This is a genomic window from Bacteroides sp. AF32-8BH, from assembly GCF_003435205.1.
Lineage (GTDB): Bacteria > Bacteroidota > Bacteroidia > Bacteroidales > Bacteroidaceae > Bacteroides > Bacteroides ovatus.
This window is the reverse complement of sequence record NZ_QVLZ01000009.1, coordinates 156,714-180,357: the sequence shown is the minus strand read 5'-3', so window position 1 is coordinate 180,357 and position 23,644 is coordinate 156,714. Positions and strand designations below refer to the sequence as shown.

Genomic DNA, 23,644 nt, shown 5'->3' with positions numbered 1-23,644 from the left:
TTCACTTTAAATGCTTCTTTATCCAAAGCAGATGTCCATACTCGGTATCGTTGGAAGTCCAATGCTCATTAATGGGAGTAATCAGTGCTTCTTTCGGACAGTTTAGTACATTGTATACGATGTAGCTGGTTGTCGGAGGACAGGTGTCATCATTGAATCCCCATGTTATATAGGTGTCTGCTTTTATCAATTTAGCAAAGTTCACTACATCATAATAGGCCATTGTCTTTATTTTTTCGGGGGTATCCATATCCACCGAATTTCTAAAGAAATGAGGATAGCCACCGGCACGTCCGGCTTTATAGCCTGCCATATCGCTTAATGCAGGATGATTGGCGACACAAGCTGTCACCCGTTCATCCAGTCCGGCAGCGATCAACGCCAGGGCTCCTCCTTGGCTACCTCCTTGTGCAATTACATTTTTGCCATCCCATTCCGGTAGGGATGTTAAAAAGTCGATGCCACGCACACAGGCCAGATATACCCGTTTCATATAATAATTATCACGACTGTCGAGCCCATTGGTCAGGTAGCCGTTTTCTCTGCCATTGAAAGCGTTGCTGATTTCTTTGAATTCTTCTTCACTCATTTCCGGGTTGAGGCCGTGTATCTCGAATTCAAAACGGATGCATCCTTGTTCCGCATAATATTTATGGCGCAGAGGCTCTTTGATGGTTTTGATTCCTGCTCCCGGAGGGCATAAGACAACCGGGAACTTTCCTTCTTTTTTCGGATAGAATAAATATCCGTAGACGCATTGTCCACGTTTGTTCAGTTGCAATTTTACGAGATAACAGTCTATTTTATCAGTGGAATATTTTTCGACATGTTCTTTGGTATACGTTAGGGGAAACTCCTTTTGTTCCGCTTTAGCCTTTTCCCAAAATTCCTTGAAATCGGAAGGCATGGTTGTATATGGGCGAAGTTTCTCCGGTGAAAATCCTACTTTGATATGATGTGAATAGGTCTTTCCATCTACGGTTGCTTTCAGGCGGCAGTCGCGGAATCCCGGCTCTTTCATTGTGCCCACAGGAATCACCCCCCTGCCATTCTTTAAAGTTATACTTCCTTTTGTATCGGCAACAGGCATCATATCACCGCCAATTTCATAAGTGACGGTTACGTTATCCCTGGGGATACCGTATTTATAGAATTGTACTTCTACAGTTGCTTTTTCTCCGGTTTTATAAAGCCAGTCGGCATGATTGGGTACGGTGACCCAAAGCACATCGCTTTTATAAGGATAGTTTTCAGCTACGGCGGACAGTAAGGAAAGTGACAATAGCCATACAGATAAAAGTAGTCTCTTCATGGTGTTATTCATTGTTTTTATATCATTAAAAAGTGAATTATTTTAATTCTGTTGCAATATTACGCAAGATTCGGGAAAAGAAGGGTAGAAAAAATGTGATTTTAGATGGACTATTTGGTACTTTGACAAAAATAGCGGAAGTTTTTCATCCGGATGAAAAACTTCCGCTATTGATTTTGAATAGAAGAAAGGTTCTTCTTTTATTTTGATGAGGCTTTTTATCTTAAAGCTTCCACCTCTTCCGGTGTCAAAGGAATCTTCTTGCCTAATCGGCGGGCGCCGGTTTCTGTAATCAGATAATCTTCCTCATTGCGGATACCACCGAAGTCCTTATAAGTCTCCACTATCTCGTAGTTGATAAAATCAGTGAATTTCTTTTCTGCTTTCCACATATCGATCAATTCCGGAATAAAGTAAATACCTGGTTCTACCGTATGTACGAATCCCGGCTCCAATGGGATGGCGAGGCGTTGCGATTTGCGACCGAACTGTGTGCTCTTCGGTTGACCGTTGTAACCTACCCATATCTCTCCCAGATTCTCCATATCATGTACATCCAATCCCATCATGTGACCTAATCCGTGCGGATAGAACAACGCATGGGCACCTTCGCGTACAGCATCCTCGGTATTTCCTTTCATCAATCCGAGCGTCTTCATACCGTCCACCATGACGCGGGCTGACAGTTCGTATACGTCCATATAAGGAATACCCGGACGGAGAGCCTTTACGGATTCCAGATGCATGGCGTTCTGAATCTCGTATACTTCACGCTGACGGGTGGTGAACTTCTTATCGGCAGGAATGGTAGACGACATATCACCCGCATAACCTGACTCTACTTCTGCACCGGCATCGATTAAGAACAAATCACCCGGCTTCACTTTATTTCCGTGATAATGATTGTGCAGAGTCTGCCCGTTGATAGTGGCAATTGTAGCGAATGATAGCTGGCAGTTATTAGATTCGGCCACCCGGTTCATTTCAGCTACCACTTCATATTCGTACATACCCGGACGAAGTACTTTCATAGCTGTAATATGCATATCGGCAGTTACATCGCAAGCCTTTTCTATTTCTACGATTTCTTCTGCAGATTTATAGTTGCGTTGAGCGATCACGGCACGGATGAATGGAACAGAACCTTCCTGATGTGCGGGAGGAATACCCAGCCAGTCCATCAGTTTCAGTTTATGTTCAGGGCGGTAAGGAGGCAGATAGTGAATTGCTTTCCCTTTCTGTACACACTGATGGAGGTAGCTTACAATGTCAGCAGACGGCATCAGATTTTTTACGCCTACACGTTCGCATTTTTCGTGCAACGTCGGCTGTGATCCCATCCATACGATTGCGTCGATAGACAACTCATCACCAAAGATAATTTCTTTGTCTTCATCTATATCAATAATAGCCGAAAGTCCGGCACATGAAAGTCCGAAATAATAAAGGAAAGTGGAATCCTGACGATAACGGAATGTGTTATCTTCGTAATTCAGTCCGCACTCGTCATTTCCGAGAAATAACAACACTCCGGAGCCTAAGTTCTTTTTTAGCAGGGCTCTCCGCTGCATATACGTTTCTTTGGCAAACATATTGTCCTAGTTTTTAAGTTCGTGCAACAAAGATAACGAATTTTGTGTTATAGGATTAAAAATTATCTCCCTAATCTGTGTAATCTCTCGTTAAAAAGTTACTTTTGTAGCGAGAAACAGTAGAAAGCAAAAACGAATATGGCACAAGGTTCCCGTCAAATACAATCTCAGGCGCAACAGCAGGTACAGACGCTCTCGCCCCAGCAGATTCTGGTCGTGAAACTGTTGGAGCTTCCCGCAGTAGAGTTGGAAGACCGTATCCATGCTGAACTGCTTGAAAATCCGGCACTTGAAGAAGGTAAAGAAGAGAGTGCTACGGATAATGAATATTCCGATACCGAGAATGCAGAGGATGGCATGGATAGCGATGCCAATGACTATGATTCTTTGAGTGACTATCTGACAGAAGACGATATTCCCGATTATAAATTGCAAGAGAACAACCGTTCGAAAGATGAACAGGCGGAGGATATTCCATTTTCCGACTCCACCTCTTTTTATGAAATCCTGAAAGAACAGTTGCGTGAACGCAACCTGACAGAGCACCAGTGTGACTTGGTGGAATACCTGATCGGTTCATTGGATGATGACGGATTGCTTCGCAAATCTTTGGAAAGTATCTGCGACGAACTGGCGATTTATGCCGGTATCGAATCGACCGAAGAAGAACTGGAAGAAGCATTGAACATCTTACAGGACTTCGATCCGGCAGGTATCGGTGCGCGTAGTCTTCAGGAATGTCTGTTGATACAGATTCGCCGGAAAAAAGAAGAAGAGAAAACTCCCAGTCCTATCTTGAATCTGGAAGAAAGGATTATCAGAGAATGTTACGAAGAATTCACCCGTAAACATTGGGAGAAGATTATAAAGAAACTGGATATTGATGAAGAGACTTTCCGGGAAACCATTACTGAAATAACCAAACTGAATCCACGTCCGGGTGCTTCTTTAGGAGAAGCAATTGGCAGAAATCTCCAACAAATAGTTCCTGACTTTATTGTGGAAACGTATGATGACGGAACCATCAATGTAAGTCTCAATAACCGCAATGTTCCCGAACTCCGTATGAGTCGTGACTTCACGGAAATGGTGGAGGAGCATACAAAAAACAGGGCTAACCAGTCTAAGGAATCTAAAGAAGCGATGATGTTTCTGAAACAGAAAATGGATGCGGCACAAGGATTTATCGATGCTGTCCGTCAGCGTCAGAATACCTTGATGGTTACCATGCAGGCGATTATCGACCTGCAACGTCCTTTCTTCTTGGAAGGAGATGAATCGCTATTGAAACCGATGATTCTGAAAGACGTGGCGGAACGTACGGGATTGGATATTTCGACAATCTCCCGTGTGAGTAACAGTAAATATGTACAGACGAATTACGGTATCTATCCGCTCAAATACTTTTTCAGCGACGGATATACCACAGAAGATGGCGAAGAGATGTCTGTCCGTGAGATTCGTAAGATCCTGAAAGAGTGTATTGAAGGCGAGGACAAGAAGAAACCCCTGACCGATGATGAATTGGCGGATATATTAAAGGAGAAAGGTTATCCCATTGCCCGCAGGACAGTAGCCAAATACCGTCAACAACTGAATATCCCCGTGGCGAGACTGCGGAAATAATGGATAATTGACAATGAAGAATGAGAATTGTAATTTGTAATTAGTAACTAGTAATCAAAGAAGAGTGGACAGAGAGAGAGAACATATCATAGCGGATAAGACGATGTTGCAGGTGGCGAGAGCCACTTCGATGGTCTTTACTCCATTTTCTATTCCGTTTTTATCGTTTCTGGTGTTATTCCTGTTTTCTTATCTTCGTATCATGCCGATACAATATAAGTTGATAGTGTTGGGAATCGTTTACTGCTTCACCATACTGACACCTACTATTACCATTTTCCTGTTTCGTAAAATCAATGGATTTGCCCGTCAGGAGTTGAGTGAACGTAAGAAGCGTTATGTACCTATTCTGCTGACCATCATCTCGTATGTGTTCTGCCTGCTGATGATGCGTAAGTTGAATATCCCGTGGTATATGACTGGTATCATTCTTGCTTCCCTGGTAGTGTCTATCATTTGCATTGCAGTAAACCTGAAATGGAAGTTGAGCGAACACATGGCAGGAATGGGCGGGGTGATCGGAGGCTTGATTTCTTTCAGTGCCTTGTTCGGTTACAATCCGGTCGGATGGCTATGTCTGTTTATTTTGATTGCCGGTATATTGGGCTCTGCACGCATTGTTCTGGGGCATCACACGCTGGGTGAGGTGCTTTCCGGTTTTGCTGTCGGTCTGATATGTGCCCTTTTGGTACTTCATCCGGTGAGTAACATCTTATTTCGAGTATTTTTATTTTAAAACAGTATAAATCCTAAAAACTAATCATTATGAACTTTCCACAGAATTTAAAGTACACGAACGAACACGAATGGATTCGCGTTGACGGAGACATTGCATACGTTGGTATCACCGATTATGCACAGGAACAATTGGGCGATATTGTGTTCGTAGATATCCCGACTGTTGGTGAAACGTTGGAAGCCGGTGAAACTTTCGGAACGATTGAAGTAGTGAAAACTATTTCCGACCTTTTCCTGCCGATAGCAGGTGAGGTGCTCGAACAAAATGAAGCATTGGAAGAAAACCCGGAACTGGTAAATAAAGATCCCTATGGCGAAGGTTGGTTGATTAAAGTGAAACCGGCTGATTTGAAAGCTGTAGAAGATCTGCTGGATGCCGAAGCCTATAAAGCCGTGGTAAACGGATAGTGCAAACAGAAATATAACTAATATAAGTTGAATGTAGCTGAACCCCCTCTCTTCGTGAAAGGGCTGTGAAGAGGCTTTTAATTTTTATTCTATGACTCCAATTGTAAGTATTATCATGGGCAGCACGTCCGACCTTCCTGTTATGGAGAAGGCTGCACAGCTACTGAATGATATGCATGTACCGTTCGAAATGAACGCTCTTTCTGCTCACCGCACGCCCGAAGCTGTGGAAGAGTTTGCGAAGAATGCCCGCAACCGTGGCATTAAAGTAATTATCGCTGCTGCTGGAATGGCTGCCGCCCTTCCCGGTGTAATTGCGGCTAACACTACATTGCCGGTGATCGGAGTACCTGTAAAAGGTTCCGTGCTCGATGGTGTGGATGCACTTTATTCTATCATTCAGATGCCTCCGGGCATTCCTGTAGCAACGGTTGCCATCAATGGAGCGATGAATGCCGCTATCCTTGCCATCCAGATGCTGGCATTGAGCGATGAGAAACTGGCAGAAGCTTTTGCTGCTTACAAGGAAGGACTGAAAAAGAAAATCGTAAAAGCAAACGAAGAACTGAAAGAAGTGAAGTTTGAATATAAAACGAACTAATGGATCTATTCAATTATTTTCGAAGAGAAACCACAGAAGTAAATATTGGGGCTGTGCCGTTGGGCGGCCCCAATTCTATTCGTGTCCAGTCGATGACAAACACGTCTACACAGGATACACAGGCTTGTGTGGAACAGGCGAAACGTATTGTTGATGCAGGTGGAGAGTATGTACGCCTCACAACCCAGGGCATCAAAGAAGCCGAAAATCTGATGAACATTAATATCGGACTGCGTAGCCAGGGATATATGGTTCCGTTGGTTGCTGATGTGCATTTCAATCCGAAAGTGGCAGACGTGGCTGCTCAATATGCGGAAAAGGTGCGAATCAATCCGGGAAATTATGTAGATGCTGCTCGTACTTTTAAGAAACTGGAATATACAGACGAGGAGTATGCGCAGGAAATACAGAAAATCCATGACCGGTTTGTCCCGTTCCTGAATATCTGTAAAGAGAATCACACGGCTATCCGGATCGGAGTAAATCATGGCTCTCTGTCCGATCGTATCATGTCCCGTTATGGCGATACTCCCGAAGGAATGGTGGAATCCTGTATGGAATTCCTTCGTATCTGTGTAGCGGAGGACTTCACAGATGTAGTGATTTCCATCAAAGCCTCCAATACAGTGGTAATGGTGAAGACTGTTCGTCTGTTGGTGGACGTCATGGAAAAAGAGGGGATGACTTTCCCGCTCCACCTTGGGGTGACAGAAGCCGGAGATGGAGAAGACGGACGTATCAAGTCCGCCCTTGGCATCGGTGCGCTGTTGAGTGACGGATTGGGAGATACCATTCGGGTCTCTTTGAGCGAAGCTCCTGAAGCTGAAATCCCGGTGGCCCGTAAACTGGTGGATTATGTTCTGTTGAGGCAGGATCATCCTTATATCCCGGGATTGGAGGCACCGGAATTCAATTATCTGTCTCCCGAACGTCGCAAGACAAAAGCCGTCCGTAATATCGGAGGTGAACATGTACCTGTGGTTATTGCCGACCGTATGGATGGGAAGACAGAGGTAAACCTGCAATTCACACCGGACTATATTTATGCCGGAAGAACCTTGCCCGATCAACGGGAAGACGGAGTAGAATATATTCTTGATGCGGATGTATGGCAGGGAGAAGACGGAACCTGGCCTGCATTCAATCATGCACAGCTGCCGTTAATGGGAGAATGCAATGCAGAGCTTAAATTCCTGTTTATGCCCTACATGGCACAAACGGACGAAGTGATAGCCTGCCTGAAACATCATCCGGAAGTAGTGATTGTTTCCCAAAGCAATCATCCGAACCGTTTGGGTGAGCACCGTGCACTGGTACATCAACTAATGACGGAAGGTTTGCAAAATCCGGTTGTCTTCTTCCAGCATTATTCGGAAGATGATGCGGAGAATTTGCAGATAAAGTCCGCAGTCGATATGGGAGCCTTGATTTTTGACGGTCTTTGTGATGGCATCTTCCTGTTCAATCAGGGTAACTTGAGCCATGCCGTCGTTGATGCTACTGCTTTCGGAATCTTGCAGGCCGGACGTACCCGTACCTCCAAAACAGAATATATATCTTGTCCCGGTTGCGGCCGTACACTTTACGACTTGGAAAAGACTATTGCCCGTATTAAGGCAGCCACTTCACATTTGAAAGGGTTGAAGATCGGCATCATGGGGTGTATCGTGAATGGTCCCGGTGAGATGGCAGATGCTGACTACGGTTATGTAGGAGCAGGACGGGGCAAGATCAGTCTTTATAAAGGTAAGGTGTGTGTAGAGAAGAATATTCCTGAAGAAGAGGCGGTGGAACGACTCTTGGAGTTTATCCGGACAGACCGGGAAGAAAACCAGCAATGATATTATATTGGGCACGGAATACAGGTGATGGGGTACTAAGCTCATAGAAAAACTGTAATCCGTGCCTGACTAAGTACTACATATCTTCCAACGACAAACACATTGTTTCAATGGTATAACGAGGCAATAGCTTTTTCTTCAAATGTTCAACTTTCTGTTCCAGCAACTCCGGCTTAAAGTTTTTACGTTGGCGTTTTACTTCAGCAACTACTGCTTTGTTTTTTTCAAGACCGAGTGCAACAATATCTATTTCGTTTTGATTCCCTTTGGTTTCCCACCATGATCCGATAGCACGGAATTGATAACTTTCCGCGAATTTCTGTTTGAAGTAAAGTTCTAATATCTTTCCGCTGTAGGTTGGATAATCAGTTTCTATGATATTACGCAGCCCTACAAAGTTTTTAATTTCTATCAATGAACGGTTACGATCGAAGTAATTGAACCAAAACCTAATAAAATTATCGCATATTTCATATCGGACAGTTGTTGAGCTTTCTTTAGCTAAAATGGGACGTTGGCGTATGATAATATTATAATCGTCTATCAGACGTTTCAGATAGCCGCCTACGCTTTTTTCTCCTAGTGTTGCCTCAATTTCTGCTTGTGTATTTCTACCTCCGGCAATTGCACTTAAAATAGAAAAGTAGGTCCCGTAATTTTTCCCAAATTCTTCTATCAACAGATTTTTTCCTTCTTCGGTAAAGGGAGAATTATCACGAGCCATAAAATGGATCATGCTTTCCACGTGGAGCGTATGGTTGTCACAAAAAAGTTCTACGTATTTAGGCACCCCGCCAGTAAAAGTATAAAGTGCTAAAAGGTCATCATTCGAGTGTGTCGGGGCATATTCACACATGATTTCTTTCAGGACAGAGAGATTGAATGCTGACAGCTTGATTATGTTATCAGCTCTTCCGAAGAGTGGCTCTTTATTGTCTTGGAAAATTCTCTGCATCAGAGAATAGATGGAACCACTGACGATCAAATTCATGTGTGAGGACTTCCGGTATTGGTCCCAAATATTTTGCATATCGCTGAATATGGATTCATTAATAGTATAGAATTCCTGAAATTCATCAATAACCAGATTGAAAGTCCGTTGTGTCGAAAGCTGCATTAGGTATTGGAATAAGTTTCGGAAACTTCGGATTTCTGTCGGAACAAAGATTTGCAGGGCTTGTGCGATAAGTGGGATGAATTCTTCGCACAAAGTTGCCTCATTTTTACGTCCTATAAATAGGTAGACAGTGGGAGTCTGTTCAACAGCTTTCATGATGAGGCTTGTCTTCCCAATTCTACGGCGGCCGGTAACGACTGTCATTCTTGAACTTTCCTCAAATGCCAATTTCTGAATTCGTTTTAGCTCTTTTAGTTCTTCTTCTCTATTATAAAACCTCATAGTCAGTGAATTATATTAGTAACTGTGGTTACTGTAACCACGGTTACAAAGATATTTATTCTTAAGGGAACGGCAAACTTTTTCTTTCTTTTTATAAATTCTTTACCCTTCCCAATTAAAAATTTTATGATCGTTTCTATTGATTTATATCAGTCTTATTGTCAAACTGTCAGGATGATATTTAAGTATCTGAATAGCAGTACTATATCACCTGACAATAGATGCTGATAATAGGCTGACAATAAAATATCTCTACTTTTACTGTCAGCCTTATTTTTATCTCTTATCATACTTTTATGACTTGATAAATAATAGCTTTAGAAGCATGTTCTGAAGTAACGTCGCATTTTAATAACAGCCTTCCAAAGTGATATCTACCTATATAGTTCCATTAACGTGCCTATGTAGTTGCCCTTGAGTGCCAGTATAGTTCTACTAAAGTACCGCTATCTTTACTTTGTCACGGCCGTGGTGACTTCTTCCCACAGCCGTGGCGAGTTCCTACCACGGTCGTGGAAAGATCTCGTCACGGCCGTGGAGAGTTAACAATACTGATGCTTTAATGGAACAATACCTACTTGTTAAGTGAAAGATACCGGCTATATAACATTCATTTAGTAGGAGGGTTCATTTTAAAAAGCTGCTTTCTATGTGAATGGTATTGTTACTGCAAGCGATGATGTCCTTCGGGTGCTTATAAAATGGATCAGGCTGGGAATTAAGTCAGAGTATATCGCTGGATTGAAACGAATCCTATAATCCTGCCCCAAAGCAATCAAAGAACAGGCTGACAATAAAAATTCTAATTTTTTATTATCAGCCTATTGTCATGGCTTATTGTCAGCATGTAAACCGATGATAATCATTATACTATCGGGGAAAAACTTTGGTTGACAATAAGAATCATTAAATTTATATGTAGGCCTAATGTCTGTCTTTCCAATAGTACACATCTTTACAAAAATAGAGTGGAACTCCTGGATGAATCCATTTGTTCCCCTCGAGGGTATTGCTAGCCTTTACCTCTTATATTTTCAAAGGCAAGTAGCAACATCTAAATGTTACGTTTTCGACTTTGCAGCCGTTCGGGTGCCGCTCCACCCGAATTGACTTGCCTTTGTGATTATTACTAATTTGTCGTTTGTATCTATTGCAAATTTATAGGCACAAAAAAAGCGGAGAGCATTTGCCTATCCGCCAGAGAGGGAGTCCAAGCCCTAAACACACAAACAGGAAACACTCCCCGCGTATTGCAAGGAGCATCTATCTGCTTCTCTGTGTGTTTGGAATTTTGGACTTTTCTCTGGCACAGAAATCAGCTAAACGCTTTTTTCTTAAAACAAACAATACAGTCGCACTACGACTGATTGTGCAAAGATAACAATTAATTAAGTTATGCAGTCTTTCATTCTTTATTTTTTCTCTGTACAGAGTGTTTTTGTTCTATGTTCCATAAAATCGTTTGAAATAGTCTGGTTTCGTCTACGCAAATTCAACAAGCTTCTAGTAACAAGGGCAAATGTTACGGAGGTTTTCTCTTTGGTGCCGGCGAGAAGCTCGGCTGGTGTGACGAAAGTCTTGCTACAATGGGCTTTGACTACGGTCAATTGAATGGCTACGATCGTTGCTTCGGATTTAAAGTTCGTCCTGTAAAGGATAAGTAGCAGTTGATAACTGAAGAAAATATTAGCTGTGGTTGGAAAGAAAAGGAAGCCTTGCTTAATATATTAAGCATGTTTTTGCTATATTTTTGCAATATAAAGAGCATATTTATGGAAAAGAAGATAGAGTGTTCTTTTATAATAAGGGTATTGAAGTAGACTTTTATCATTACTTGGGATGAAGAAAGGACAATTTCAGGGAATGAATTGGATATAGAAGTAGTGCCTGTTTGAAAATGGTTGCTGCGGTAGTGAAACTTATCGCAGCTATTCAAACAGGTATTACTCCATTGTATAAGATATGTTGAGAAATTATTTATCCATTAAAAAACGCTTATTCCTCTATGCGTTTACATGTTATTACTCTGAAAGCTGTTTCTTCAGGTATCGTATTGATTGGATAACTGAATACTAATTTTTCAGATGTAACATCTCCGATTAACGCATCAATAGTTGTCGGAATATTATTCATCGGGATTCCCTCTGTTCTGACAATGTTTATCATCAATTGCTTATCGTTTTTTATCCAATTGAATAATATTTTGGCTTCAGGATGCCAATCGGCATCAGGATCCTCTGTCCCATCATCCACATCACCGTAATGCATCCCAGTTTGAATACCGGATCTATCCGACTTAAACTCGAATGTTCCAGGATGTTCGCAACGGTAAACAGTTTGGCTACCATCACTATTGTTAATATAAGTATCAATTTGTGTTATGACTTGCCATTTTCCAACTAAAATCTCATATTCAGCACGGTCGTCAGATACCATTGTTTTATCATATATTTTGAATAGCGGGCGGACATAATAATTTTTTCCCTCTTCTAAATTCTCTATCTCAAATTTAAACACTCGTTTTCCGGCTTCCATATCACTTTTCACGTAATAACTATCTTTCAATACCATGCGGATTGGCTGATCATTCTCATCATCTAAATCATATAAGGCGTATCCCATCTGTACAGATTCTGTGAAAAGACACCCTGAACATTGATAGGAAAATATCGCTTTATGCTGCTTATGCTGTACATCAAAATTTAAATCTTCAAAAGCAGGTAAAAGTTTTCGTTTCAGAAGTTCTTTTTCAGGGAATATAGGTTCCTCCCAACTACCTTCAATTTCTATTTCCTTTTTCTTATCCTCATCCTTTTCCTTATCATTAGAATCTTCTTTTTTCTTTGTTATTAAATTGCAAACAGCTTCGGCATATACACAAGCCTTAAAGATGCAAGATAATTCATTTTCATTTAATGAAGCGTATGCTTCTCCATTCTGCAATGAAGCTTTATTAAAGTAGTTAAGCCTGAATTTAGCCTTTTCTGTAAATATTAGACGAGTTCCTAACTCAATACGTATATTTTCATAATTAAAAAGACGAGCCTGAAATGCAAGAGCTAAACTTTCATTTAACTCCGCCTCCATTTCAATGCCATTCAATTTGAAGTCTAACAATGGCCATGCTGGGTTTTCTAAGCCACAACCAAATTGTCCTTGATTATATTGTATGTATGGTTGCATTCGAGAACTAGCCGTTAATGATGCGCTTAATGAAACCTTACCGTTGCCATCCAATTGAGCATACACCACAATGACTGGAGTAATTACAACATTGGCAGGAATTACTCTTATTATAAATTCGCCTATTTTCTTAGGAGGTGTAGCTGTTGCCGTTTTCTTAAATTCAACTTCTTTTGTAAATGAAACGTTCAATTTACTTTTTATCTCATAATCTAAGTCAACTCGAAAATTATGAATATCTCCACCTGAAAAAAGTATTTTAGCTTTCATGTCAAAAGGACCTTCCACAGACCAACCATCTCCCTTAAGTTTAATATTGACTTCTGTCCCGGGTTCTATTCCTTTTGTTATAGGATTTATTGCATAATGTTTTTGTACTACAGCTTCTTCTCCGTCTGACTGGACAAACCCTGTAATATAATCAGCCATGTCAAAAGTTTGATCAGGAAGTGATGTAAAAGCTTCACTGAGTGGAGCCCATTCCGTACTTACAACAAAATGAGCATTTTCTTTATTCACTTGTGCTACCTTTCCATAAAAGCCTGAAGGAAATTTATCTGAAAGTTCATTTTCAAGGATAATCTCTCCCGTAGTTGGCAATAGTTCAGTAGGCGTATTAGCATTAAAATATAATACTCCTTCATTACTATCAATAATATGTTCCTTCTGATTACTTGTGAGACAAACGACATCGTCAGTTACCCACTCTTTTAGATTATCAGGAACAGATGGATTGGTTTTATTTTCCGGAACATCCTCATCTTTACCACATCCTGACAATAAAAATAAAAACAGAAAAATGTATTGTTTCATATATAGATGATTAAAGTACAAAGATATGATAAAATGAACAAATAATTTCTCCTTTATTTCTCATATATGGAATGAATAGCAAATAAGGGAGATTAAATGTTTAAAAAACGAGATTATTTGGATGTTTTTTTTCAGTTCCATGATTATAGTAATATAACATTCACCTTATTTGAAATCACTTTTGCAACTTAGTTGCACGAATCATTCGCTACCTTTGTATCAGAAATAAAAGATGAATAAGTATGGGACATTGTAGTTGTTGCGCACATACACATGAATGTGTAACCGAAAAATATGAAGATAAAAAGAAAAGGATATTCCATGAATATTGGAAAGTAGGACTTTCGTTTATCTTGTTGATAAGCGGTATCGTGATGAATGTGACGAATTTAGCTTTCTTTCGTGAAAGACCAGTCGCTTTAGTTTGGTATCTATTAGCCTATCTTCCGGTAGGAATTCCGGTGATGAAAGAAGCCTGGGGAAGCATCAGGGAAAAAGACTATTTTAGTGAGTTCACCCTAATGGTTATTGCTACTTTGGGAGCTTTCTATATTGGCGAATATCCGGAAGGAGTAGCCGTGATGCTATTTTATACAGTAGGAGAACTGTTTCAGGGTAAAGCGGTAGATAAAGCTAAACGTAATATCGGAGCCTTATTGGACGTAAGACCCGAAAAAGCGTTGGTATTTAGAGAGGGTAATCTTGTTATTGAAAGTCCTAAAAAGATAAAAGTCGGCGAAATCATAGAAATAAAGGCAGGCGAACGAGTGCCACTTGATGGAACCATGCAGAATGAGGTTGCCGCTTTTAATACAGCCGCATTAACGGGCGAAAGCGTACCTCGTAATATCCGGAAAGGAGAGGAAGTGCTTGCCGGAATGATTGTAACCGACAAGGTAATCCGACTCGAAGTGACGAGACCTTTTGACAAGAGTGCACTCGCCCGAATATTGGAACTTGTTCAAAATGCCGCCGAACGCAAAGCCCCGGCAGAATTGTTTATTCGTAAATTTGCCCGTGTTTACACACCGATTGTTATCATACTGGCCGTATTAATTGTATTATCTCCATTTGTCTATTCACTTATCAATCCTGCATTTGTATTCACATTTAATGATTGGCTATACAGAGCTTTGGTCTTTTTGGTGATTTCATGTCCATGCGCATTGGTGGTTAGTATTCCATTAGGCTATTTTGGTGGTATCGGAGCGGCATCCCGATTGGGGATTTTATTCAAAGGCGGTAATTATCTGGACGCTATCACTAAGATCAATACGGTGGTATTCGATAAAACAGGAACCCTGACAAAAGGAACCTTTGACGTGCAGGCTTGTAAAAGTGCAGGCGATATTTCGGAAGAAGAATTAGTGAAACTGATTGCTTCGGTAGAAAGTGATAGCACACATCCGATTGCCAAGGCTGTTGTAAACTACGCAAAAGAACAAAACATAGAACGTGTAGCTGTTATCGATACGAATGAATATGCCGGCTTCGGATTGGAAGCAACGGTAGACGGAATACCGGTTCTGGTTGGTAATTGCCGGTTATTGTCCAAGTTTGATATATCCTTTCCGCAAGAATTATTGAAGATAACGGATACCATTGTAGTCTGTGCTGTTGAAAACCGTTATGCAGGTTATCTGCTGCTGGCTGATGCCCTGAAAGAGGACGCAAAGGTAGCTATTGACAATTTAAAAGCTTTAAATATTGAAAACATCCAGATACTATCCGGTGATAAACAGAGTATTGTTACTAACTTTGCAGAAAAGCTCGGTATATCGAAAGCTTATGGTGACCTGTTGCCGGAAGGAAAAGTGAATCATCTGGAAGAGCTGCGGCAGGATGAGGCAAACCGGATCGCATTTGTCGGTGATGGAATGAACGATGCACCGGTGCTCACTCTAAGTCATGTTGGCATTGCTATGGGAGGACTGGGTAGTGATGCGGCTATTGAAACAGCCGATGTCGTGATACAGACAGACCAGCCGTCGAAGGTAGCCGAAGCTATCAAAGTAGGAAAACTGACACGAAGAATTATTTGGCAGAATGTATCACTGGCATTTGGAGTGAAATTACTTGTATTGATTTTGGGAGCCGGTGGAATTGCTACTCTTTGGGAAGCTGTCTTTGCAGATGTGGGTGTTGCGCTACTTGCCATTATGAATGCTGTCAGAATACAGAAAATGATAAAATAGGAGAAAGATGGAAGAAGATATTTATTTGGATAAGTTGGATAGAAGAGGTATCAAGCCAACTGCCATAAGGCTTCTGGTGATAAAAGCGATGATGCAGGCAGAGCGTGCGGTGTCATTGCTCGATTTGGAAACACTGCTCGATACAGTCGATAAATCGACTATATCCCGTACCATCGCTCTCTTCTTGTCTCATCACCTCATACATAGCATAGACGATGGGAGCGGCTCGTTGAAGTATGCCGTTTGCGACAACTCCTGCAATTGTGTGGTACAGGATTTACATTCGCATTTTTATTGTGAGAAATGTCATCGTACATTCTGCCTGGAAGGTACACATATCCCGGTGATTGATTTGCCTAAAGGATTTACTTTGCATAGTATAAACTATGTACTAAAAGGAGTTTGTTCCGAATGTACTTCTCAAAAATGACAGATATTTTATAAACTTCGATGCGCAGTTTTATTCCATTCACTAATTTGGATAGGATAATCACTATATTTCGCACTTTGAGTACCTGTAACTTCAGTTTAGGTACTTTCCCCATTTTGTCTATTTTTTTAATTGACGAATTATCCCCAACTTTGCATAGTCATTTGAATTGGAGTCTTGAAAGATTTATAGACTAAGTGGGGGGTATATGTGATATGTAAGTAATTGGAATAAAAGCCGAAAAAGAGATGTATTTTCTCTTTTTCGGCTTTTTGCTAATATTGTTTGATTAGTCAATATTGGGATTCAATGCGTGCCAGTCTTTAATAGCTGGGATGATCCCCATTTCAATCACTTCATCACGAAGTTTGCATAAATGCTCGTAGCTTTTTTCCAATTCTTCCTGTTCGGCAGGAGTTCCGGCTACTTCTTTATAAGTGACGCCGTCTTTAGTTATTGAAGTTTCCATCGCCATCATGATATGGTCGAACTTACTGTTAGAAACATACGTTCCGGCAGGCCAGCGGAAAGGTTGTCCACCCATAGCAGCGGCAATCATTTCGATAGAAAGATAAGCCGGGCTTTGGAAAGAAGAACGACCGCGCAGGTCGATAATATGCTTACCACCCTGGATGACACGTACTTTCAGTGCTTCCCAATCTGCCAATGGAAGACGGGTAGTGCCGATGAAATCGGTCAAAGGCTCTCCTTTTATTTTGGTTGTAGATGCGAATACAGCCATTTGTTCGCCATGACCACCATACGTACGGCAATTCTGAATGTCGGAAGCCGGGATATGGAAGAATTTCACCAGTTCGTTTTGCAGACGCGTGCTGTCCAGGGCAGCCAGTGTAGAAACTTGAGAGGGTTTCAAACCTGAATACAACAAAGTAATCAATCCGGTGATGTCTGCAGGATTAAAGATCACAACGATATGTTTTACGTTCGGGCAATATTGATGAACATCTTTACCGAATTGAGCGGCAATTTCTGCATTTCCCTTCAGCAAATCTTCGCGGGTCATACCTGCTTTACGGGCAGCTCCACCGGAAGAGACAATGTAAGAAGCTCCTGTCAGCGCTTCTTTGATATCGGAAGTAAATGTAAGGTTGACACCTTCAAAACCGCAGTGATACAATTCTTCAGCTACTCCTTCCAGAGCCGGGGCAAATGGATCATACAGGCAAATATTCGGAGTGAGTCTCATCATCATGGCTGTTTGTGCCATATTGGAGCCGATCATTCCGGCAGCTCCTACAATCGTAAGTTTCTCGTTGGTTAGAAATTCCATAAGTTTATATGTTTAAAGGTGAATAATTTACTTTTTCTTTTTGTCGCTACAAAGTTAACATATTAGAAAGCAGATTGTTCATTGCAAATAGTTTTGCCCGATAACGAAAAGTTATGGCTGACTGTTTGAGAGATCTATTCAAAATAGATTATCTTTGTGTCTTATTACAATAAATAGATAAGAATATGAGCATCGAATTAGGAAAGTTCAATCAGCTTGAAGTCGTGAAAGAAGTAGATTTCGGCGTATATCTCGATGGTGGGGAAGAAGGTGAGATTTTGTTGCCTACCCGCTATGTGCCCGAAGACTGTAAGATAGGAGATTTTTTGAACGTGTTTCTTTATCTGGATATGGATGAAAGACTGATTGCTACGACGCTGACTCCGTTGGTGCAGGTAGGTCAGTTTGCCTGTCTGGAAGTCTCCTGGGTGAATCAATACGGAGCTTTCCTGAACTGGGGATTGATGAAAGACCTGTTCGTTCCGTTCAGTGAGCAGAAGATGAAAATGCAGGTTGGGCGGAAATATGTGGTCCATGCGCATTTGGATGAAGAGAGTTATCGTATTGTGGCTTCAGCAAAGGTGGAACGTTATCTGTTGAAAGAAAAGCCGGAATATACTCCGGAAGCAGAAGTGAATATCCTTATCTGGCAGAAGACGGATTTGGGCTTTAAAGCGATTATAGATAATAAGTATAGCGGTTTGCTGTATGAAAATGAAATATTCTGTCCGTTGGAAACAGGAATGGAGATGAAAGCTTTTGTGAAACAGGTGCGTGAAGATGGTAAGGTAGACCTGATTCTTCAGAAACCCGGTTTTGAAAAGATTGACGATTTTTCGAAAACGCTGCTCGACTATATCAAAGCGCATGGAGGACGGATCAACTTGAATGATAAAAGTCCTGCGGAAGATATTTATGACACGTTTGGTGTTAGCAAGAAAACCTTTAAGAAAGGAGTGGGCGACTTGTATAAGAAACGTCTGATTACCTTGCATGAGGATGGCATTGCTTTGGCGGATTCCTAAACAGAATAGGAATTTCCCTACATACGAATAGAGAGAATCATTGGGGTGGGGAGTTTCCTCACCCTATTTTTGTGCTATCAGATTAAAGATATAAATAATAAAAACTAGATAAGCTATGCGTAAGATTATAATAAGTTTCTGCATCCTGTTCGCTGCCCTCTCCTTACAAGCGCAGTCTGTTAACGGAATCCGTATCGATGGCGGGAATACTCCGATTCTTGTTTACCTGGGAGGGAGCCAGATATGTTTACCTACTACTACCTGCTTTATAGCCAATTTAAATCCCGGACATTATACTGTTGAAGTGTTTGCCACCCGCTTTACCCGTGCGGGAGAGCGAGTATGGAAAGGAGAAAAATTATATAAAGATTTCGTTTATTTTGATGGGAGGGGAGTGACAGAAATATGGGTAGACGGACGTGATAACATGCGCCCGGAAAGACTCGGCCGTCCCGAACAGGGAGAACATCGTCCGGGATATGGTTACAACAGGGTGATGAACGATCAGCTCTTCCAAACGTTTTATAAAGAGATGAAGAATGAGCCTTTTAAAGATGACCGTATGAAGTTGCTCAATGCTGCATTGGCTGGTTCTGATTTCACATCTGCCCAATGTCTCCAACTGACCAAACTATATACATTCGATGATGACCGGATGGAGATTATGAAGATCATGTATCCCCGGATTGTAGATAAGGAAGCTTTCTTTACGGTGATTAATACCCTGACATTTAGCTCCAGCAAGGAAAAGATGAAGGATTTTATCATAGGGTACGGTAAACGTTGATACTATTAACTAAAAACGATACGGTTATGAAAAAGATACATATTATGCTGTGTTTGGCGTTGGGAATATTGGTCAGTGGCTGTTTTACCAGCTATGTATCTACCAAACAGATGATGGGTATATATCAGGGAATGACTCAATCGCAGGTAGAGTCCGTTTTAGGAAAACCTGATTTCCGGCGTTTTGACGGTGATATGGAAGAATGGGAATTCCATCGTGATAACGGTACGCCTGTACTTACTTCGGAACCTGTGACGATAATCGTTCAGTTTGTAAATAGAGAGGTGGTTAGTATGGATACGTTCAAAGGTTATGGCAGACCTGCACCAATGCATTCCGTTGTAGTACCGCCTGCTGTGAACACTACCGTTGAAGTCTTTCCTAATCATGAACAAGTGGAAGAAGCTCGTTTGATGACTGATCCGGAGTTTGATGAATTTATCAATAAGCTCAAAATAACGGTTATGAATGAAGACCAGAAGAAGCTTGTCGATCGGATGTTGAGAACGTATGATGTCACTTCAAATCAATGTGTGAAAATAGTGAAGGAGATTTCGTATACTCCTGACCAGGTGGAGATGATGAAGAAGCTGTATCCTTATGTAAGGGATAAAAGAAATTTTAATAAGGTGATCGATATTTTATTTTCTAATGCATATAAAGATGAGATGCGTAAGTTTATTGAGGAATATCATCAGAATAATAAATGATAGGAGATTGAATTATGAAACGAATACTGTTTTTACTCTTTGCTGTCGGTCTGACTGCCAATATGACCGTAATGGCTGGAATGAGCACTAGCAAGGTACGTAAGGAGACGCGTTTTCTTACCGATAAGATGGCATATGAATTGAGCTTGAGTACACAGCAATATAATGATGCGTATGAAATTAATTACGACTTTATTTATTCTGTCCGTAATATCATGGATTACGTAGCACGTGGTTACGAATGGGCATTGGATGATTATTATGAAGCGTTGGATATCCGTAACGACGATCTTCGCTGGGTATTGAGTGATGCACAGTATCGCCGGTTCCTCGGTGCCGGGTATTTCTATCGGCCAATCTATGTAACCGGAGGGAAATGGAGTTTCAGGGTTTATGTTAATTACCCGAATCGTAGTTTGTTTTATTTTGGTGTGCCTTACCATTACCGTACTTATTGTGGAGCACATTATCGTCCACACTTTCACCATGTGAGTTATTATCGGGGCAGATATACTAATTTCAACCATTATTCTGCACCGCATCGGGTGAGAGATCAGCGAGTATTCCACTCTTATCGTCGTTCGGATTTCGGTTCTGTCCGGTTCCGTCCGAATACTTCCACTCGTCCGCATAATGCACCGACACGTCCGGGTAATTCTTCCCGTCCGGGTTCATCGACAACGCGTCCTGGTACGTCTCGCCCAAGTACCTCTACTCGTCCTGATACTTCTACTCGTCCCGGAACGACAACAAGACCTGGTACGTCAACACGTCCCCGTCCGGAATCTGGAGGAGATCGACCTTCGACTTCTGTCAGACCATCTACACCGTCCGGAAGTGGAAGACCTGGTAACAATGTTGCTCCTGATAAAAATGGGAATACGAATAGAGTAGAAAGTGATCGTAATTCTGGTCGTCGTCCGGAAACAGGTTCCGGTTCTTCAAGCTCTAATCGCAGACCAACAAGCGGAAGTTCAACTGGTTCCAGTTCCTCCAATCGTGAAAGTGGAAAAACAAGTAGCAGTTCGAGAGAAAGTTCAAGTAAACGAAACGATAGTGGTTCCTATAATAGAAATAACAGTTCCGAGAGAAATAATAGCTCTTCCGGTTCCAGTCGCGGTAGTTCCAATCGTAGTAGTTCCAGTCGCAGTGATTCTGGTCGCAGTAGCGGTAGTACTACCAGTCGTAGCAGCAGTACCACTTCTAACCGGAGTAGCGGTAGCTCGAGCTCTACCCGGAGCAATGTTTCTAGTGGACAAACAGAAAGACGCTCTTCTTCCGGAAGTACGAGAAGCAATAGCACTCAAAGTTCTTCCCGTTCCTCTGAAAGAAACAGCAGCAGTTCAAGAAGATAACCTATTCCTTTATTATTTATATCAATCTCATTACTCCTCAGCGGAAGGAGAACTAGACTCCGGGTTTTCACCGGCTAGACTATTCCGGGCAGCGCCCGTAACTTGGATATCGGGGCGGATACTATCCGCCTCGATTTCACTTATTACTCCTTTCTGTGCAAGCCGCTTGGCTATCAACTTATAATAGCCTTCCATATTCTCCTTTAACTGTCCGCCTTCAGCAAAAGAGCTGCGGAAATGCTTGGGCTTCGGGATAATGGAAGCCAGGAAAATACTTTCTTCCGTGTTCAGTTGTGAAGGGCGTTTATTGAAATAATAAGCAGAAGCTTCCTGAATACCATAAACGAGCGGTCCCCATTCAACAATGTTCAGATATACTTCGTACATGCGTTCTTTAGAAGTTAATCTTTCATTTTCTATTAGCCATACAATCAATGCCTCTTCCAATTTACGTGCAAAGTTCTTATTACGGTTCAGGAATACATTCTTTACGAGTTGCATGGTGATCGTGCTTCCTCCACGTGCAAAGCGTTTCACTTGCAGGTCGTAAATCAATGCTTCCCGTAGGGCATCGGGCAGGAAACCGCGATGGTAAAAGAATGCTCCATCTTCACTTTGCATAACGGACATTCTTAGGATGGGTGAAATGCTATCCAATGGTGTAAAGTGTTTGCACGAGGGACCAATAGGAAAAGTCCGCACCGGTATTCCATTCTCATAAGCTGTATAAATGAACTCGCCGGACATTTTGGAGAGTGAAGTGGCTCCATAGCTTGTGATGCGGAAGTCTTTCTCTTTCAGTTCGGATTCCAGTTTGAGACTATCTAGTTGTGCAAAATCAATATCTAATAGAAAATGATAGGCCAACTCGCCACTTGTCTTGATGCCTTCCAGATTGCTGAATAATCCTTTGGGGAGAGAGCTGAACAGATCATCTGCCGGAAACCAGGATTTGTTGACCGCAGCAGTGAAATGCCAGTTTCCTTTCTCTTTCTCGGCTCGCAAATAAGGATGAAACTGGAGTTTGTTGAAATCAACAATGGTCGTACTATCCAGTTCGAGTGAGTGCCCGCTAATGTTCATCTCGTAACAGAGTTGTCCACGATCGAGATGAATTACTTCAGGAGAGAGAGCTTTATGAAATACGTCAAGTCCGTTCACTCTCGCTTTTCCTTTGAGGAGCAGTTGATTGGATGCACGCTTATCTTTAGTCATATTATAAGATAGGGTGTCGAAAGTGACTTCTGCTCCAAAACGGCGGGTAATATAAGGTAGTGAGATTTTTCTTTTTTCCGGGGCAAAGAGAGATGCTTTTAATGTATAGTCTCTTCTGTTTAGTTCGCCGGTCGCTTCCCATAGTTGTTGAGGCAGTGTATCTTCTTTTATCTGAATGGTTGATTGGAAATGATTGTTCTCAATAATAAAAGAAGGAATGTTGACTGCAACGAAATTACTATCTTTACGTTCGGTTATATTGATTTGCCTGAGTTGCCCGTTTTCAGGCAAGAAACCGTAAATGAGGTTTAATATCCGGTCAATACGGTTGGCATAGTCACTTTCTATGACAGGTTGGAGTTCTGCTTCTTGTTGCCGTTTAAAGAACAGGAAATCGTAGTTAGCTATGCTATCATGCTTGATGAAGTTGATTGCAAGGCCATTCATAAGCACATTCCGTACTTCGATTTCTCCTTTTAGCAATTCCCAAAAACTTAGTTTTACATTGACGGATTGTAATGTCAGGAGGGTATCCCGTTGGTTGGGAACAATAGAAAGTCCTTGTAAAGCCACTTCATTGTAGCCTTTCATTCGTAACTCCTGATAATGAATTTGTAGACCGTATGTTTGTTCGGCACGTGTAGCTCGTTTGTCAACGATATGGCATAAAATGACATTGCGGAATGCAAAGAGACAAATAAGGCTGGTAAGCAAGATACCGATAGCCGATAGAATGATAATTCTTTTTTTGCTGGACGTTTCCATCTTCTTTTTCTTGATATGATAATCGCTGCAAAGGTAGATAATAATTCGGGCAACAAGCGGAGTATTTTCCCATTTTTAGAGTTATATTCATCAGTAGAAAGAAGAAAATGCGAAAAAAATGGTTAGTTGTTCGCTTTTAAGCGTACAACTGTTCGTTTTCGTACACCGTTCTGTTTTATGATTTCCTTGATTATTAGTTAGTTATCGTTTTGGCACGCTCGTTGCATCTCTATAGTCGCAAGCGGACAACGAAGAAAAATGAAAAAAACTTCAGAATGTTGCAACCGTTTGAGACGCTTGATCCGTCTAATAAACAGAAGAACAAAAACAGAATGTTGAACAAATAAAAAATATACAA

General features: G+C 41.4%; 17 protein-coding genes. 11 read left to right on the top strand and 6 right to left on the bottom strand.

Going from position 1 to position 23,644, the window contains the following annotated elements; translation table 11 throughout:
• Window position 1: 1 nt before the first annotated feature.
• Window positions 2-1,312, bottom strand: coding sequence for an acetylxylan esterase (locus tag DWZ47_RS08405; RefSeq protein ID WP_061448190.1), 1,311 nt, complete (start codon window positions 1,310-1,312; stop codon window positions 2-4).
• Between the two features lie 218 nt (window positions 1,313-1,530).
• Entirely contained in the window at window positions 1,531-2,904 is a 1,374-nt protein-coding gene (locus DWZ47_RS08400; protein WP_004296235.1) for an aminopeptidase P family protein, read from the bottom strand.
• A 138-nt stretch (window positions 2,905-3,042) separates the two neighbouring features.
• Here DWZ47_RS08400 and rpoN point away from each other — a divergent pair, with 138 nt between their 5' ends.
• The 5 genes from rpoN (at window position 3,043) to DWZ47_RS08375 (ending at window position 8,118) form a co-directional block, all read left to right on the top strand.
• A complete protein-coding gene (rpoN, locus tag DWZ47_RS08395) occupies window positions 3,043-4,530 on the top strand; it encodes an RNA polymerase factor sigma-54 (protein ID WP_117512801.1) in 1,488 nt (495 codons plus the stop codon).
• A gap of 64 nt (window positions 4,531-4,594) precedes the next feature.
• Entirely contained in the window at window positions 4,595-5,266 is a 672-nt protein-coding gene (locus DWZ47_RS08390) for a phosphatase PAP2 family protein (protein WP_117512799.1), read from the top strand.
• Window positions 5,267-5,295: 29 nt separating this feature from the next.
• Window positions 5,296-5,676 (top strand): glycine cleavage system protein GcvH, encoded by a 381-nt coding sequence (gene gcvH, locus DWZ47_RS08385; protein WP_117512797.1) that lies wholly within the window; start codon window positions 5,296-5,298, stop codon window positions 5,674-5,676.
• A 91-nt stretch (window positions 5,677-5,767) separates the two neighbouring features.
• Window positions 5,768-6,277, top strand: coding sequence for a 5-(carboxyamino)imidazole ribonucleotide mutase (gene purE, locus DWZ47_RS08380; RefSeq protein WP_004296231.1), 510 nt, complete (start codon window positions 5,768-5,770; stop codon window positions 6,275-6,277).
• Window positions 6,277-8,118, top strand: coding sequence for a 4-hydroxy-3-methylbut-2-en-1-yl diphosphate synthase (locus DWZ47_RS08375; RefSeq protein WP_117512795.1), 1,842 nt, complete (start codon window positions 6,277-6,279; stop codon window positions 8,116-8,118). Before purE ends, DWZ47_RS08375 begins: the two co-directional genes overlap by 1 nt.
• 76 nt (window positions 8,119-8,194) lie before the next feature.
• Here the strand turns inward: DWZ47_RS08375 and DWZ47_RS08370 are convergent, their stop codons facing one another.
• Both DWZ47_RS08370 and DWZ47_RS08360 read right to left on the bottom strand, forming a co-directional pair.
• A complete protein-coding gene (locus DWZ47_RS08370) occupies window positions 8,195-9,517 on the bottom strand; it encodes an ATP-binding protein (protein ID WP_117512793.1) in 1,323 nt (440 codons plus the stop codon).
• A gap of 1,995 nt (window positions 9,518-11,512) precedes the next feature.
• A complete protein-coding gene (locus DWZ47_RS08360; protein WP_117512788.1) occupies window positions 11,513-13,513 on the bottom strand; it encodes a hypothetical protein in 2,001 nt (666 codons plus the stop codon).
• 242 nt (window positions 13,514-13,755) lie between these two features.
• On the opposite strand from DWZ47_RS08360, the gene DWZ47_RS08355 reads away from it, so the two are divergent.
• Window positions 13,756-15,708, top strand: a complete 1,953-nt coding sequence (locus DWZ47_RS08355; RefSeq protein WP_182281602.1) for a heavy metal translocating P-type ATPase — start codon at window positions 13,756-13,758, stop codon at window positions 15,706-15,708.
• Window positions 15,709-15,715: 7 nt separating this feature from the next.
• Window positions 15,716-16,138, top strand: a complete 423-nt coding sequence (locus DWZ47_RS08350) for a Fur family transcriptional regulator (RefSeq protein WP_004296218.1) — start codon at window positions 15,716-15,718, stop codon at window positions 16,136-16,138.
• Window positions 16,139-16,427: 289 nt separating this feature from the next.
• Here DWZ47_RS08350 and DWZ47_RS08340 read toward each other — a convergent pair whose 3' ends face one another.
• Window positions 16,428-17,429, bottom strand: a complete 1,002-nt coding sequence (locus tag DWZ47_RS08340; protein ID WP_004296217.1) for a malate dehydrogenase — start codon at window positions 17,427-17,429, stop codon at window positions 16,428-16,430.
• 185 nt (window positions 17,430-17,614) lie between these two features.
• Here DWZ47_RS08340 and DWZ47_RS08335 point away from each other — a divergent pair, with 185 nt between their 5' ends.
• The 4 genes from DWZ47_RS08335 (at window position 17,615) to DWZ47_RS08320 (ending at window position 21,306) form a co-directional block, all read left to right on the top strand.
• The gene (locus DWZ47_RS08335; RefSeq protein WP_004311957.1) at window positions 17,615-18,454 is read left to right on the top strand and encodes a S1 RNA-binding domain-containing protein; all 840 of its coding nucleotides are present in this window, start codon (window positions 17,615-17,617) and stop codon (window positions 18,452-18,454) included.
• Between the two features lie 115 nt (window positions 18,455-18,569).
• The gene (locus tag DWZ47_RS08330; RefSeq protein ID WP_117512784.1) at window positions 18,570-19,241 is read left to right on the top strand and encodes a DUF4476 domain-containing protein; all 672 of its coding nucleotides are present in this window, start codon (window positions 18,570-18,572) and stop codon (window positions 19,239-19,241) included.
• A gap of 26 nt (window positions 19,242-19,267) precedes the next feature.
• Entirely contained in the window at window positions 19,268-19,951 is a 684-nt protein-coding gene (locus DWZ47_RS08325) for a DUF4476 domain-containing protein (RefSeq protein ID WP_004306992.1), read from the top strand.
• 14 nt (window positions 19,952-19,965) lie between these two features.
• On the top strand, window positions 19,966-21,306 hold the full coding sequence (locus DWZ47_RS08320) for a hypothetical protein (protein ID WP_004306993.1): 1,341 nt from the start codon (window positions 19,966-19,968) through the stop codon (window positions 21,304-21,306).
• Between the two features lie 30 nt (window positions 21,307-21,336).
• On the opposite strand, the gene DWZ47_RS08315 is transcribed toward DWZ47_RS08320, so the two are convergent.
• Window positions 21,337-23,286: a transglycosylase domain-containing protein gene (locus DWZ47_RS08315; protein WP_117512782.1), complete on the bottom strand. Its 1,950-nt coding sequence runs from the start codon at window positions 23,284-23,286 to the stop codon at window positions 21,337-21,339.
• Between the last annotated feature and the right edge of the window lie 358 nt (window positions 23,287-23,644).

Bases quoted from the DNA above. Each gene is read 5' to 3' on its own strand.
- DWZ47_RS08405 (WP_061448190.1), bottom strand. From the start codon at position 1,312: ATGAAGAGACTACTTTTATCTGTATGGCTATTGTCACTTTCCTTACTG.
- DWZ47_RS08400 (WP_004296235.1), bottom strand. From the start codon at position 2,904: ATGTTTGCCAAAGAAACGTATATGCAGCGGAGAGCCCTGCTAAAAAAG.
- rpoN (WP_117512801.1), top strand. From the start codon at position 3,043: ATGGCACAAGGTTCCCGTCAAATACAATCTCAGGCGCAACAGCAGGTA.
- gcvH (WP_117512797.1), top strand. From the start codon at position 5,296: ATGAACTTTCCACAGAATTTAAAGTACACGAACGAACACGAATGGATT.
- purE (WP_004296231.1), top strand. From the start codon at position 5,768: ATGACTCCAATTGTAAGTATTATCATGGGCAGCACGTCCGACCTTCCT.
- DWZ47_RS08375 (WP_117512795.1), top strand. From the start codon at position 6,277: ATGGATCTATTCAATTATTTTCGAAGAGAAACCACAGAAGTAAATATT.
- DWZ47_RS08370 (WP_117512793.1), bottom strand. From the start codon at position 9,517: ATGAGGTTTTATAATAGAGAAGAAGAACTAAAAGAGCTAAAACGAATT.
- DWZ47_RS08360 (WP_117512788.1), bottom strand. From the start codon at position 13,513: ATGAAACAATACATTTTTCTGTTTTTATTTTTATTGTCAGGATGTGGT.
- DWZ47_RS08355 (WP_182281602.1), top strand. From the start codon at position 13,756: ATGGGACATTGTAGTTGTTGCGCACATACACATGAATGTGTAACCGAA.
- DWZ47_RS08350 (WP_004296218.1), top strand. From the start codon at position 15,716: ATGGAAGAAGATATTTATTTGGATAAGTTGGATAGAAGAGGTATCAAG.
- DWZ47_RS08340 (WP_004296217.1), bottom strand. From the start codon at position 17,429: ATGGAATTTCTAACCAACGAGAAACTTACGATTGTAGGAGCTGCCGGA.
- DWZ47_RS08335 (WP_004311957.1), top strand. From the start codon at position 17,615: ATGAGCATCGAATTAGGAAAGTTCAATCAGCTTGAAGTCGTGAAAGAA.
- DWZ47_RS08330 (WP_117512784.1), top strand. From the start codon at position 18,570: ATGCGTAAGATTATAATAAGTTTCTGCATCCTGTTCGCTGCCCTCTCC.
- DWZ47_RS08325 (WP_004306992.1), top strand. From the start codon at position 19,268: ATGAAAAAGATACATATTATGCTGTGTTTGGCGTTGGGAATATTGGTC.
- DWZ47_RS08320 (WP_004306993.1), top strand. From the start codon at position 19,966: ATGAAACGAATACTGTTTTTACTCTTTGCTGTCGGTCTGACTGCCAAT.
- DWZ47_RS08315 (WP_117512782.1), bottom strand. From the start codon at position 23,286: ATGGAAACGTCCAGCAAAAAAAGAATTATCATTCTATCGGCTATCGGT.